Source organism: Exiguobacterium sp. GL_137 (assembly GCF_057834585.1).
Map to the genome: position 1 here is coordinate 1,050,920 of NZ_CM174406.1, position 13,455 is coordinate 1,064,374.

The following is a 13,455-nucleotide window of genomic DNA, read 5'->3' on the forward strand; positions in this document are numbered from 1 at the left end:
TAATCTCAGTAAGATAAATAAAAGGAGGCCTGCTACGTGAGTGATCGTAAAGCAGCACTTGAGATGGCATTACGCCAGATTGAGAAACAATTTGGTAAAGGTTCAATCATGAAACTAGGTGAAAGTCCAGATCAGAGAGTATCCGTAATCTCTTCTGGATCCATCACATTAGATATAGCGCTCGGTGCAGGTGGATATCCACGTGGACGGGTAATCGAAGTCTATGGTCCGGAATCTTCTGGTAAAACGACAGTCTCGCTTCATGCGATTGCTGAAGTTCAAAAACAAGGCGGGCAGGCAGCATTCATCGATGCCGAGCATGCACTAGATCCTGCTTATGCCAGCAAACTCGGTGTCAACATCGATGAGTTACTGTTATCACAACCGGATACAGGAGAACAGGCACTTGAAATCGCGGAGGCTTTAGTCCGTTCGGGAGCTGTCGATATCCTCGTTGTCGACTCAGTAGCTGCACTTGTTCCGAAAGCCGAGATCGAAGGCGAAATGGGTGACTCGCATATGGGTCTGCAAGCCCGTTTGATGAGTCAGGCGTTACGTAAATTGTCGGGTGCGACAAACAAATCAAAAACAATCGTCATCTTCATCAACCAGATTCGTGAAAAAATTGGTGTTATGTTCGGTAACCCGGAAACGACTCCAGGTGGACGTGCCTTGAAGTTCTACTCATCTGTCCGTCTTGAAGTCCGTCGTGCAGAAGCCTTGAAAAACGGTACAGATATCGTCGGAAACCGGACGAAACTGAAAGTCGTTAAAAACAAAATCGCTCCGCCGTTCAAACAAGCGGAAGTCGATATCATGTATGGACAAGGTATCTCGAAATTTGGTGAATTGATTGATCTTGGAACAGAACTTGATATCGTCCAAAAAAGTGGTGCTTGGTATTCATACAATTCAGAGCGTCTTGGTCAAGGACGTGAAAATGCAAAACAATACATGATTGAACATCCAGATGTTGCGGATGAGGTCGAACGATTGATTCGTGAACATCACGGTCTCGTCGACCGCAAAGATCCGGTTGACTTTGAAGAAGGTCAAGATGAAGATCTGTTTGCAGAATAAGCCGAAAGAGAGTGGAATCGATTCAGATTCTGCTCTTTTTTTGTTCAAAAGAGGAAAACATAGGAATTCTTTCCCGCCCGTTCGTTGACAATGAACGAGTGCTATCCTTACAATATAGATGTACGTTTTTTAGACAGCTTCGATGAATAACCGAAATGAACTAAGAAACACCTTGTAAAGGGGAGGTGAACCCATGGGTACAACAACTTGGATTGTCATACTTCTCCTCGCAATACTGATCGCATTCATCGTAGGCTACTTCTTGCGGAAATCGATTGCAGAAGCAAAGATTCAAGGCGCGGAAACAGAAGCGACGAAAATCGTGGAACGTGCACAAGTATCAGCGGAAGCAACGAAAAAAGAAGCATTGCTCGAAGCGAAAGATGAAGCCTTTAAACTTCGGAATGAAGTCGAAAAAGAGCTTCGTGAACGTCGTCAAGAGTTAACGAAACAAGAAGGACGATTGCTCCAAAAAGAAGAGACACTCGATCGCCGTGTTGATTCCATCGACCGCAAGGAAGAACAAATCAATACGCGTGATGCAGAGATCGCGAAACGGAAGCATCAAGCTGAAGAGTTAGAACGCAAAGTAGAGGACCTGTATGAACAGGGACGCCAAGAGCTCGTACGTGTTGCGAATCTTTCGCAAGACGAGGCCAGAGCTATCATCATGGATGAGACGAAACAAGCTGCCATGCACGATGCAGCCATTCTTCAAAAAGAAATCGAACAAAAAGCAAAAGAAGAAGCAGACAAAAAAGCACGCAACATCCTTTCACTTGCGATTCAACGGTTCGCCGCGGAACATATCGCAGAGACGACGGTTTCTGTCGTCAACTTGCCGAATGACGAAATGAAAGGCCGGATCATCGGTCGTGAAGGTCGAAACATTCGGACGCTTGAAACGTTGACAGGTATCGATTTAATCATCGATGACACACCAGAAGCGGTTATCTTATCCGGGTTTGATCCAATTCGCCGGGAAGTGGCAAAAATGGCACTTGAAAAACTCGTTCAAGACGGTCGGATTCACCCGGCTCGGATTGAAGAGATGGTCGACAAGTCACGCCGGGAAGTCGACGAACGGATTCGTGAAATCGGTGAAGAAGCGACATATGATGTCGGGATTCACGGGATTCATCCGGATCTCGTCAAAATTCTCGGCCGCTTGAAGTATCGGACAAGTTACGGTCAAAACGTATTGTTCCACTCACTCGAAGTCGCTCATCTTGCCGGTATGATGGCAGCAGAGCTCGGTGAGGATGTAACACTTGCGAAACGCGCTGGTCTCCTCCACGATATCGGGAAAGCGATTGACCACGAAGTGGAAGGAAGTCACGTTGAAATCGGAGTGGAACTTGGTACGAAGTACAAAGAACATCCAACCGTCATCAATGCGATTGCTTCCCATCACGGGGATACGGAAGCGACATCTGTCATTTCCGTTCTGGTCGCAGCAGCAGATGCCTTATCTGCCGCCCGTCCAGGTGCACGTCAAGAAACACTCGAGAGTTACATCCGACGTCTCGAACGTCTGGAAGAAATCTCAGAATCATTTGACGGGGTAGAGAAGTCCTTTGCGATTCAAGCAGGTCGTGAAGTACGGATTATCGTTCGTCCTGATGTCGTCGACGATGTCCTTGCCCATAAGATGGCAAGCGATATCCGGAAAAAAATCGAAGAAGAACTCGATTATCCGGGTCATATCAAAGTCACGGTCATTCGGGAAACACGAGCGGTCGAATACGCAAAATAAGTAAAGTGGCGGGCGACCGCCACTTTTTTTAATTACTTGGAGGAATGTTTCATGAAAATCTTATTTATCGGAGATGTCGTCGGAGCACCCGGCCGTCATATCTTACAGCAGTTTACAGCACGCATTAAATCCAAATATAATCCGACTGTCATGCTCGTCAATGGAGAAAATGCAGCGCATGGCCGCGGGATCACGAAATCGATTTATCATCAGTTACTTGAACTTGGATTCCATGGTGTGACGATGGGTAACCATACGTTTGATAACCGGGACATCTTTGACTGGATCGATGACGCGGATCGGATCGTCCGTCCGGCGAACTATCCGGAAGGTACACCGGGTCGTGGCATGATGGTCTTAAAAGTCGGCAACAAGAAAATCGCCGTCATCAACGTTCAAGGGACGGTCTTCTTACCGCCGCTCGGCGATCCATTCCGGACAGTCGATGAACTGATTGCTGAAGTCGAGGGTGAAGTCGATGCAATCTTCGTTGACGTTCATGCGGAAGCAACGAGTGAAAAAATCGCGATGGGCTATCACTTGGCAGGTCGTGTCCAGGCGGTTGTCGGGACACATACGCACGTCCAGACGGCGGATGAACGGATTCTTGAAGGTGGAACGGCTTACATCACGGATGTCGGCATGACAGGTCCACTCGACGGTGTTCTCGGGATGCGCAAAGAAGATGTCTTGCGAAAATTTAAAACACAGCTCCCAACCCGGTTTGAAGTTGCTGAAGGACGGGAACAATTAAATGGAGTCTTGATTCATATTGATGATGTATCAAAAAAAGCAACGAAGATTGAACGCATCCATTTAACGGATCAATCGATTTTCTTTGATTGAGTTTTGATTTTTGATTGGGAGGTACATGCATGGACGTCCTGAAAGTATCAGCTAAATCGAATCCGAATGCGGTCGCCGGAGCGCTCGCAGGTGTACTTCGAGAGAAAGGTTCTGTCGAAATTCAGGCAATCGGAGCAGGTGCACTCAATCAATCCGTCAAAGCGGTTGCAATCGCAAGAGGATTTGTCGCACCGTCAGGCATGGATTTGATCTGTATTCCGGCATTTACCGACATCATGATTGATGGCGAGGAACGGACGGCAATCAAATTAATCATTGAACCACGATGATGCATCATTGGACATAGGTCCTACGTTAAACCAGACCATTTACTCGTTGGAGTAGATGGCCTTTTTTTATGACGGATTACAGGAAAAAATCAACGGATTCGTCAGCGGAGCATTGTACAAGCATCGGGAAATCGGTATCATGGGGGAGGATAGTGAAGCAGACAGCTTCAATCATTTCAGGGGATTAAAGGAGCGAACGTCGATGTACAATCAATTGTCATGGAAAGTAGGCGGTCAGCAGGGGGAAGGGATCGAATCGACGGGTGAGATCTTTGCCATTGCCTTGAACCGCCTTGGTTATTACTTATACGGATACCGTCATTTTTCTTCACGCATCAAAGGTGGACATACGAACAACAAAATCCGGGTCGCGACACACGAAGTCCGGACCGTCGCCGACGATCTCGATATTCTGGTTGCCTTTGACCAGGAAACGATCGATGTCAATTTCCATGAGTTGCGTCAAGGGGCAATCATCATTGCCGATGCGAAGTTCAATCCGACCAACCCGGATCAGACACGTGCCGTCCTGTATCCGATTCCTTTTACGGAAATTGCGTCCGGACTCGGAACGTCGTTGATGAAAAACATGGTTGCCATCGGGGCATCGAGTGCGATTCTCGGGATTGCACCGGAACGTTTCCAGGCGGTCGTGGAACAGATTTTTGGCCGCAAAGGACCGGAAATGGTCGAGAAAAACTTATCGGCGATTCGCGAAGGGGCAGCGGCATTTGAAGCGATGGCTGGAACAGCGGAACGTTTCGTCCTCGATCCGGCAGACGGACAGCAACGGATGTTTATGATCGGCAATGATGCGATTGCGCTTGGTGCAGTTGCAGGGGGTGCCCGTCTGATGGCAGCTTATCCGATTACTCCGTCGTCGGAAATCATGGAGTACTTAATTAAAAAATTACCGCAGTTCGGCGGAACCGTCGTTCAGACGGAAGATGAGCTGGCCGCAGTTACGATGGCAATTGGTGCCAACTACGCCGGCGTCCGGGCCTTGACGGCATCAGCCGGACCCGGTCTGTCGCTGATGGCAGAAGCAATCGGTTTGTCCGGAATGACGGAAACGCCGCTTGTCATCATTGATACACAACGGGGGGGGCCTTCGACCGGACTGCCGACGAAACAGGAACAGTCCGACTTGATGGCGATGATTTACAGCACACACGGTGAGATTCCGAAAGTCGTCTTGGCGCCGTCGACAGTCGAGGAAGCTTTTTATGATGCAGCGGAAGCATTCAACATCGCGGAAGAATACCAATGTCCGGTCATTCTCTTGACGGATTTGATGTTATCGCTCGGGAAACAGTCTGTCGAACCGCTTGATGTCAACCGCGTTGAAATCCGCCGCGGGAAATTGATGCTTGATGAACTGCCGGAACTTGAAGGAAAAGCGTACTTCAAACGCTATGAAGTGACGGAAGACGGAATCAGTCCGCGTGTCGTCCCGGGTACGAAACACGGTATTCATCATGTGACGGGAGTCGAACATAACGAAGAAGGCCGTCCGTCGGAAGCGACGAAGAATCGGGTCGATCAAATGACGAAACGTCTCCGCAAGTTAAACCGGTTCCGGATGAAGGATGCCGTCCTTGTCACAGAACAGCATGCCACACCGGATATTCTGTTTGTCGGTTTTAACTCGACGCGCGGAACGATTGAAGAAGTGATGCCGCGTCTTGAAGAACAGGGCATTCATGTCGATCATCTCCATATCCGGCAGATGCATCCGTTTCCGAGTGAACTCGTCCGTCCGCACCTCGAGCGGGCCAAACAGGTCGTCGTCGTCGAATACAATGCGACGGGACAACTGGCGAAACTGATTCAGATGAACTGCGGTTTTGCAGAAAAAATTGAACATATTTTAAAATTCAACGGCGATCCGTTCTATCCGGCGGAAGTGGTGGAACAAGTCGTTGCAGGAGGGGTTTTCCATGGCAACCTTTAAAGATTTCAGAAACGATGTCAAACCGAACTGGTGTCCCGGCTGCGGTGACTTTTCGATTCAGGCGGCCATTCAACGGGCGGTCGCAAACGTCGGACTGGAGCCGGAGGAACTGGCTTTGATTTCCGGTATCGGCTGTTCGGGACGGATTTCCGGTTATATCAATACGTACGGATTTCATGGTGTCCACGGCCGGTCGTTACCGATTGCCCAGGGCGTCAAGATGGCGAACCGTGAGTTGACGGTCATCGCGTCCGGCGGTGACGGGGACGGATTCGCCATCGGGATGGGACATACGATTCATGCATTCAAACGAAATGTCGATATGACGTACATCGTCATGGACAATCAAATCTATGGTTTGACAAAAGGACAGACATCCCCGACGTCGGCGCTCGGTTTTAAGACGAAGTCGACACCGAAAGGATCCATCGAAAAAAGTGTCTCACCGGTCGAACTGGCATTGACGGCAGGCGCAACATTCGTTGCCCAAAGCTTTTCGAATGACTTGAAAGGATTGACGAGTCTGATTGAACAGGCGACGCAACATAAAGGATTTGCCTTTATCAACGTGTTCAGTCCGTGTGTGACGTTCAATAAAGTCAACACGTACGACTGGTTCAAACAGAATCTGACGAAACTGGATGATCTCGATGACTATGATGCGACGAATCTTGATCTCGCGAAAAGGGTCGTCCACGAACATAACGGTCTCGTCATGGGCTTGATTTATCAGGACGATTCGCGTCCGGATTATCAGTCCCAAATCGACGGGTATGCCGATCAGGGGCTGACTTTTGCAAATCTCGACATGAATGAAGAAACATTTGGTAAACTTGCGGCTGAATTCATGTAAACTAGAAGTGAATGATTGTTTGGTTAGTTGGGGATGCTCAATACTTGGTCTTGACCGATTAGAGAAAGAGGCAAGGACCACGAAGGAGTCGGGGAATGATGACAAAACTAGTGACAGCTGTAGAAGACACGACGAAAGTAAAAACGATGCGGGCACTCGTCAAAGAAGAACGGGGATTTGGCGCCGTTTTAAAAGAAGTGGCGGTTCCGTCACCAAAACGCGGTGAAGTCTTGATCCGCGTCGAGGCGACTTCAATTTGCGGGACGGATGTCCATATTTACGAATGGGATGCCTGGGCAGCGTCCCGTGTCAATCCACCGTACGTCTTCGGACATGAGTTTTCAGGCGAAGTCGTGGAACTCGGGGAAGGGACAAAACGTCTGAAGCTCGGGGACCACGTCTCGGCGGAAACACATATCGTCTGTCATCAATGTAAACAATGTTTACGTGGTCAATATCATATTTGTAAAAACACAAAAATCATCGGGGTCGACACGCAAGGCTGTTTCGCGGAGTACGTCGTCATGCCTGAAGAAAATCTCTGGGTCAATCCGGACGACATGCCGGCCAGCATCGCATCGATTCAAGAGCCGATGGGCAATGCCGTCCATACGGTTCTTGCAAGTGATGTCAGTGCGAAAACGGTGGCAGTCGTCGGCTGTGGTCCAATCGGTCTGATGGCCGTATCCGTCGCGAAAGCGGCAGGTGCTGCGGAAGTCATCGCAATCGATGTCAATCCGTACCGCTTGGAACTTGCGAAGACGATGGGTGCAGATGTCGTCATCGATTCGCGTCATGAAGATGTCCTAGAACGGGTCCGTTTGATGACGGACGGAGACGGCATTGATGTCGTCTGCGAAATGAGCGGTCATCCGGTCGCGATCGGTCAAGCATTCGAGATGGTGACAGCAGGAGGAGACGTTAACATCTTGAGTCTGCCGGTCAAACCGGTTGAAATCGATTTGACGAACCATGTCGTCTTCAAAGGAGTCCGCGTTCAGGGGATTACCGGGCGGAAGATGTATGAGACATGGAGTCAGGTGTCCGCTTTCCTGTCGAGCGGAAAAGTCGATGTGAAACCGTTGATTACGCATACGTTACCACTCGAACGGTTTGAAGAAGGATTCGAATTGATGCGACAAGGGAAATGTGGAAAGGTCGTACTACAACCAAGGGGGACAAATTAATGGGTTTTGAGCATTTACGGACAGAATTAGAAGAGATGAAACAAGCGGGAACGTTCCGCGAACTCGTCGCACTTGAGAGTGCCCAGCACAACCGGGTGACGGTCGACGGGAAAGAATTGATTCAACTGTCGTCGAACAACTATCTCGGACTCGCAGCGCACCCGCGTCTCGCGAAGCGGGCAGCGGACGCAGCACTTGAATTCGGTGCCGGAACAGGATCGGTCCGGACGATTGCCGGAACACTCGAAATGCACCAGGCGTTCGAACGGGAACTGGCGACCTTTAAACATACGGAAGCGGCACTTGTCTTCCAATCCGGATTCGCAACAAACCTCGGTGTGTTGTCAGCCTTGCTCGGACCGGAAGACGTCGTCATTTCTGATGCCTTGAACCATGCGTCAATCATCGACGGAATTCGTCTGACAAAAGCGAAACGCCGTATTTATAATCATGTTGATCTTGCGGACCTGGAAGCGGCGCTGCAGGAAACACAAGATGCGCGGACACGTCTCGTCGTAACGGACGGCGTCTTCTCGATGGACGGTAACATTGCGCCACTCCCGGAAATCGTCGAACTGGCTGAAAAATACGATGCCCTCGTCATGGTCGATGATGCCCATGCATCCGGTGTTCTCGGAAAAAGTGGCCGTGGAACCGTTAATCACTTCGGTCTCGACGGACGAGTCGCCTTACAGGTCGGGACACTCTCAAAAGCGATTGGTGTTCTCGGGGGATATGTTGCGTGTGAACAACACGTCAAAGACTATCTGATCCATAAAGGCCGTCCGTTCCTGTTCTCGACGTCGCATCCACCGGCAGTCGTCGAAGCGAACCGGGAAGCGCTCCGCGTCATGGAAGAAGAAACGGAACTGTTTGACCGTCTCTGGGAAAACACGGAATTCTTCAAACATGGTTTGCGTGAACTCGGCTTTAATATCGGCACGTCAACGACGCCGATCACACCGGTCATCGTCGGTGATGAAGCATTATGTCATCAGCTGTCAGACCGTCTGCGTCAACACGGTGTCTTTGCACAAGGGATTGCTTTCCCGACGGTCGCGAAAGGCAAAGCGCGTGTCCGGACGATCGTCACAGCGGAACACACACGCGAAGATTTAGAGCAGGCACTCGAAGCATTTAAGCAAGTCGGACAAGAGTTAGAATTGATTAAATAAGAAAGTCTGAAACTAAAAAGAAGGACGGCCATCACTCGATGCGCCGTCCTTCTTTTTGATATGTTTCCTGCTGGATTATCTCAGTAAACGGCAATCGGTCCGTATGGTCCATCCATGATTTCGAGATCGGTCTCAAAAATATCGGATAGCGTGTCCGCGACCATGATTTCCTGTACCGTACCGAACGCAGCAATCTGTCCATGTTTCATGGCACAAATATGGTCGGCATATTTCGCTGCAAAATTGATGTCGTGTAAGACGGTAATGATTGTTCGTCCGAGCTCATCCGCGACATGACGAAGATACCCCATCATTTGGACGGACCGGGCGATATCGAGATTGTTGAGCGGTTCATCCAGCAACACGTAATCCGTCTCCTGACATAAGACCATTGCGACATAAGCCCGTTGACGTTGTCCGCCTGACAGTTCGTCGAGATAACGGTTCTCGAGTGGTGTCAGGTCAAGAAAGTCGATGTATTTTGATGTGATGGCTTCGTCGTCCGGCGTCATGCGCCCCTGGGAGTAGGGGAAACGGCCGAACCCGACCAGTTGGCGAACCGTCAACCGGGTTACAAAATGATTTTCCTGACGAAGAATCGTCAGGATTTTTGCCAGATCCTTGGACTTCGTACTTGAGACATCGAGTCCTGCGACCTGGATCTGTCCTTCGTCGAGATGCAACAGACGACCGATCATCATCAGTGTCGTCGATTTACCGGCGCCGTTCGGTCCGATCAGTGCGGTCAGCCCGGCTTGCGGGATTTCAAGTTCAAGCGGACCGATTTGAACATGATCCGAATACGTTTTTTTGACTTGCGTTAATTTAATCATAGGGACCTCTTTCGTAATAACACCGTTAAGAAAATCAGACCGCCAAAGAGTTCAATGATGACGGAGACGACGCTCGGTGCATTGAAAATATGATACATGAAGAAATAGGCACTCGTCAGAACGAGAAAGCCGATCGAAAATGCCATCGGTAAGACGTATTTATGGTCGTATGTAGAAGCGACCTGATAACTGAGTGTGGCAACGAGAAAACCGAAAAACGTCAGTGGTCCAATCAGTGCCGTCGACATCGACATGAGTAAGGAAATGAGGATGAGGACATAGATGACACTTCGGCGGTGATTGACGCCGAACGAGGTCGCGACGTCTTTTCCAAGGGCGATGACATTCAGACGGTTCGCCGACAGAAACAACAAGATACTGACGATCAGAACGACCGGAATCACGATTGGAAAATAGGCAGCATCGGCATTTGTGACTGAACCGAACAGTCGCGCCTGCAGAATATCGAATTCGGACGGATCGAGCATCCGTCTCATGAAGCTTGCGAGAGAATTCAGTCCGGTGCCGAGGATGATGCCGATTAGCAACATGAGCTGTAAATCGGCATATTTTCCGGATAATAGCCATCCATAGAGGAGCAGACTCATCACGAGCATGAGACCGACTTGGGTCAAAAATGCTCCCGTCCCTGAAAAACCGATCAGAGCCCCTGCACCAAAGAAAAAGATCATCGACGTTTGAATCGTCGAGTACAGTGCATCGAATCCAAGCAGGGACGGTGTGATAATCCGGTTATTCGTGACCGAATGAAAGGCGACGGTGGCAAGGCTTTGGCAGAGTGCGGCAATCGCCATTGTCACGATGGCTGTGATCCGGCGTTCGACGACCGGCCAAAAGGACGGTGATTGAACGGGAACCGGATTGTTGTAGAGCAGGAGACCAAGCGAACAGAGCAGTCCACCGGACAAAAACAGGGACAACAAAATCCAGTAGCGGCGCGCAAGTCGCTTAGAAGGGAAGGCCGAAGCATTCCGGCTGCTCTTATGAGCGGTCGTTCGTTCAGCTGGGGAAGGTTTCGGTTTTCTGTGCATGACTGTACTCATCGAATACCTCCTCTTTTTCGTTGCCGCAACAGGATGAGAATGAAGACGGCTGCACCAACCGTTCCGAGAATCAGTGAGACCGGCAATTCAAAGGGTTGAATCAACGTCCGCGAAATTAAATCACTGACGAGAACCGTCCCCATCCCGATGATACAGACCCACGGCAAGTTACTGCGCAAGTCATCCCCGCGCATCATCGAGACGAGATTCGGCACGATCAGACCGAGAAACGGTAAGTTTCCGATAACCGTCGCGACGATGCCGACGGACAAGGCGATCAGACCCGTTGCAATGATCATCAGACGGTTGTAATGAATGCCGAGACTCGTCGCGATATCCTCGCCGAGACCGACTACTGTCAAACGATTGGCGAGAAAGAAAATACACATCGTGACCCCGACAATAATCCATAAGTATTCATAGCGCCCGATCTGGACGGATGAAAACGATCCGACAAACCATCCCTCCAGCGCCTGGCTCGACCGGAAATATAAACCTAAGAAGGTGGAAATGGCTGAGATGACAGCACCGAGCATGAGTCCGATGATCGGTACGATCAATGAAGAACGGAGCTGGACTGAACGCAGGAACCAAAAGAACACCATCGTGCCGGCGAAAGCGAACACGATCGCACCGGTCATCCGCATCATCAATGTCGGTGCCGGAACAAGCAGATAGACGGTCAATAGTCCAAGTCCCGCCCATTCAATCGTGCCGGTCGTCGTCGGTTCGACGAGCCGGTTCTGTGTAATCAGTTGCATGACGAGTCCCGCCATCGCCATGGCTGCACCTGTCAGCATCAGGGCAATCGTCCTCGGGACGCGTGTAATCCAAAACATAGAAAAGTCATTTGCCGTGTTCCCGAGATCATAGACTCCGGTAAACAGGGAAGTAACGGCAAGGAGACCGATGATCAGCAGGGCGATGATAAACGGTGGCGTCCAAACGACAGAAAAGGAAGGTCGAGCAATCGGCTCAACACTTCCATTCACTTGTTGCGGCTTGATCTGGTCCATTTACTTCACAAATGCTTTCGACACACTTTGAAAAAATTCTGAATAGGTCTGAATTGATTCGTTTAAGTACATGTCCTTTGGTGTATACACAATCCGGTCTTCTTTGACGGCTGTCGTCTTTTGAAGCGCCGGAGCACGATTGATGACATCTTCCGCCGGAACAGCATCTTTGGCGTTTCCGAGCGGAGCGTCACGGTCTAAGACAAGCAAACGGTCCGGATTGCTTTGCGCGATGGCTTCGACCGACACTTCGTCTCCTTGATCGTTACCTGATTTCTGCTTGACTTCAAGTGCCGGTTTCCAGCCGAAGATGTCATACATCGGTCCAAAGACACGACCGCTCATCGGAGCGGAGAAACCGATGTCTCCACCCGAGACGATGACCGACATGACGCTGTCTTTTCCGTTATAGGATTTTTTCACATCCTGAATCGACTGTTCGAAGGTCGAGACGAGTTGGTCGGCTTCTTTTTTCTTGGCAAAGATTTGACCGAGAGTGTGTGTCGTATCTTCAAGACCTTTGACTAACAGTTCACCCGGTGTTCCGGATGTTTCAGGCAATTCGATGTCCAAATCGATGACGGCAGCTTCCGGGACTAACTTTTTGATCTCGTCGTAGTAATCCGCAAAACGTTGACCGACGATGACGACATCCGGATTGACACCGGCGATGGCTTCGAGGTTTGGTTCGAAGTGCATGCCGACGTCGACGATTTCCTTGTCTTTGGCGTACGGCGATTCAGCCGGCAACAGTCCGACCGGAGCGGCAGCGAGCTCGACGTCCCAGGCAGCGAGTGTCTCGAATGTCCGGTTATCGAGTGCAACGACTTTCTTCGGTTGTACGGGTACCTTGACCGTACCGTGTGCATCCGTGATTTCGACCGTTTTTGCAGCAGATTGTTTACTGTCTGTAGTCGTTTCGTTCGCTGTGCCGCAAGCGGCAAGTAAGACGGCGAGTGAGCTCATCACCATCGATGTTTTGAGTGTCCCCATTTTAATTCATCTCCTTTTGGTTTTAGACAATGCATCAAATCAATTCTTTTGTGAATATGTATGTGTTTTTCTTTCACGAATTAACTGATAATGATTATCATTGTCATCTTCAAGTTGAATGATAGCAAACAAAAATTGGAGATGCAATGACAATTTTTGTTTGCTGAACTTTCCGATTTTTTATTTCTATAAACTATACGGAAATAAAAATCTCGAAGTATTTTACAAAATTCATATGTTAATAAAGCAGCAATCACTTGCTGATAACGGTCAAATCAGCTGATATAATCATAAAAACAACAGAATTTAAATGATTAGAAGTTGAATGAATGTATTTGTTCACAACAGATACAAGCGTCGGATATTTTTCTGGAAAAGTAGAATGACAAAGACTGAAGTGACTTCTTC

Annotated in this window: 12 protein-coding genes; 8 read left to right on the top strand and 4 right to left on the bottom strand. The window is 49.4% G+C overall.

Going from position 1 to position 13,455, the window contains the following annotated elements:
• Nucleotides 1-36: 36 nt before the first annotated feature.
• The 8 genes from recA (at nt 37) to AC3IRK_RS05475 (ending at nt 9,141) form a co-directional block, all read left to right on the top strand.
• Nucleotides 37-1,080, top strand: a complete 1,044-nt coding sequence (gene recA, locus AC3IRK_RS05440) for a recombinase RecA (RefSeq protein WP_131973135.1) — start codon at nt 37-39, stop codon at nt 1,078-1,080.
• Nucleotides 1,081-1,273: 193 nt separating this feature from the next.
• Nucleotides 1,274-2,836: a ribonuclease Y gene (gene rny / locus AC3IRK_RS05445; RefSeq protein WP_012369930.1), complete on the top strand. Its 1,563-nt coding sequence runs from the start codon at nt 1,274-1,276 to the stop codon at nt 2,834-2,836.
• 51 nt (nt 2,837-2,887) lie between these two features.
• Nucleotides 2,888-3,682, top strand: coding sequence for a TIGR00282 family metallophosphoesterase (locus AC3IRK_RS05450; RefSeq protein WP_012369931.1), 795 nt, complete (start codon nt 2,888-2,890; stop codon nt 3,680-3,682).
• Nucleotides 3,683-3,711: 29 nt separating this feature from the next.
• Nucleotides 3,712-3,972, top strand: a complete 261-nt coding sequence (locus AC3IRK_RS05455; protein WP_131503025.1) for a stage V sporulation protein S — start codon at nt 3,712-3,714, stop codon at nt 3,970-3,972.
• Between the two features lie 202 nt (nt 3,973-4,174).
• Nucleotides 4,175-5,926: a 2-oxoacid:acceptor oxidoreductase subunit alpha gene (locus tag AC3IRK_RS05460; RefSeq protein ID WP_131503184.1), complete on the top strand. Its 1,752-nt coding sequence runs from the start codon at nt 4,175-4,177 to the stop codon at nt 5,924-5,926.
• Nucleotides 5,913-6,779: a 2-oxoacid:ferredoxin oxidoreductase subunit beta gene (locus tag AC3IRK_RS05465; RefSeq protein ID WP_026828795.1), complete on the top strand. Its 867-nt coding sequence runs from the start codon at nt 5,913-5,915 to the stop codon at nt 6,777-6,779. Before AC3IRK_RS05460 ends, AC3IRK_RS05465 begins: the two co-directional genes overlap by 14 nt.
• 95 nt (nt 6,780-6,874) lie before the next feature.
• Nucleotides 6,875-7,966 (top strand): L-threonine 3-dehydrogenase, encoded by a 1,092-nt coding sequence (gene tdh / locus AC3IRK_RS05470; RefSeq protein WP_131503024.1) that lies wholly within the window; start codon nt 6,875-6,877, stop codon nt 7,964-7,966.
• Nucleotides 7,966-9,141: a glycine C-acetyltransferase gene (locus AC3IRK_RS05475; RefSeq protein ID WP_114596234.1), complete on the top strand. Its 1,176-nt coding sequence runs from the start codon at nt 7,966-7,968 to the stop codon at nt 9,139-9,141. Before tdh ends, AC3IRK_RS05475 begins: the two co-directional genes overlap by 1 nt.
• A gap of 80 nt (nt 9,142-9,221) precedes the next feature.
• Here AC3IRK_RS05475 and AC3IRK_RS05480 read toward each other — a convergent pair whose 3' ends face one another.
• Genes AC3IRK_RS05480 through AC3IRK_RS05495 form a run of 4 tightly spaced genes read right to left on the bottom strand, consistent with a single transcriptional unit; the run spans nt 9,222 to nt 13,047 of the window.
• Nucleotides 9,222-9,974, bottom strand: coding sequence for an iron ABC transporter ATP-binding protein (locus AC3IRK_RS05480; protein WP_131973132.1), 753 nt, complete (start codon nt 9,972-9,974; stop codon nt 9,222-9,224).
• Nucleotides 9,971-11,026, bottom strand: a complete 1,056-nt coding sequence (locus tag AC3IRK_RS05485; protein WP_370528996.1) for an iron chelate uptake ABC transporter family permease subunit — start codon at nt 11,024-11,026, stop codon at nt 9,971-9,973. Before AC3IRK_RS05485 ends, AC3IRK_RS05480 begins: the two co-directional genes overlap by 4 nt.
• 8 nt (nt 11,027-11,034) lie before the next feature.
• The gene (locus AC3IRK_RS05490; protein ID WP_489170481.1) at nt 11,035-12,054 is read right to left on the bottom strand and encodes an ABC transporter permease; all 1,020 of its coding nucleotides are present in this window, start codon (nt 12,052-12,054) and stop codon (nt 11,035-11,037) included.
• Nucleotides 12,055-13,047: a siderophore ABC transporter substrate-binding protein gene (locus AC3IRK_RS05495; RefSeq protein WP_489170482.1), complete on the bottom strand. Its 993-nt coding sequence runs from the start codon at nt 13,045-13,047 to the stop codon at nt 12,055-12,057.
• Nucleotides 13,048-13,455: the final 408 nt, after the last annotated feature.

What these genes read in the sequence shown, in the direction of transcription:
- rny (WP_012369930.1), top strand. Translation starts at nt 1,274, where the DNA reads ATGGGTACAACAACTTGGATTGTCATACTTCTCCTCGCAATACTGATC.
- AC3IRK_RS05450 (WP_012369931.1), top strand. Translation starts at nt 2,888, where the DNA reads ATGAAAATCTTATTTATCGGAGATGTCGTCGGAGCACCCGGCCGTCAT.
- AC3IRK_RS05455 (WP_131503025.1), top strand. Translation starts at nt 3,712, where the DNA reads ATGGACGTCCTGAAAGTATCAGCTAAATCGAATCCGAATGCGGTCGCC.
- AC3IRK_RS05460 (WP_131503184.1), top strand. Translation starts at nt 4,175, where the DNA reads ATGTACAATCAATTGTCATGGAAAGTAGGCGGTCAGCAGGGGGAAGGG.
- AC3IRK_RS05465 (WP_026828795.1), top strand. Translation starts at nt 5,913, where the DNA reads ATGGCAACCTTTAAAGATTTCAGAAACGATGTCAAACCGAACTGGTGT.
- tdh (WP_131503024.1), top strand. Translation starts at nt 6,875, where the DNA reads ATGATGACAAAACTAGTGACAGCTGTAGAAGACACGACGAAAGTAAAA.
- AC3IRK_RS05475 (WP_114596234.1), top strand. Translation starts at nt 7,966, where the DNA reads ATGGGTTTTGAGCATTTACGGACAGAATTAGAAGAGATGAAACAAGCG.
- AC3IRK_RS05480 (WP_131973132.1), bottom strand. Translation starts at nt 9,974, where the DNA reads ATGATTAAATTAACGCAAGTCAAAAAAACGTATTCGGATCATGTTCAA.
- AC3IRK_RS05485 (WP_370528996.1), bottom strand. Translation starts at nt 11,026, where the DNA reads ATGCACAGAAAACCGAAACCTTCCCCAGCTGAACGAACGACCGCTCAT.
- AC3IRK_RS05490 (WP_489170481.1), bottom strand. Translation starts at nt 12,054, where the DNA reads ATGGACCAGATCAAGCCGCAACAAGTGAATGGAAGTGTTGAGCCGATT.
- AC3IRK_RS05495 (WP_489170482.1), bottom strand. Translation starts at nt 13,047, where the DNA reads ATGGGGACACTCAAAACATCGATGGTGATGAGCTCACTCGCCGTCTTA.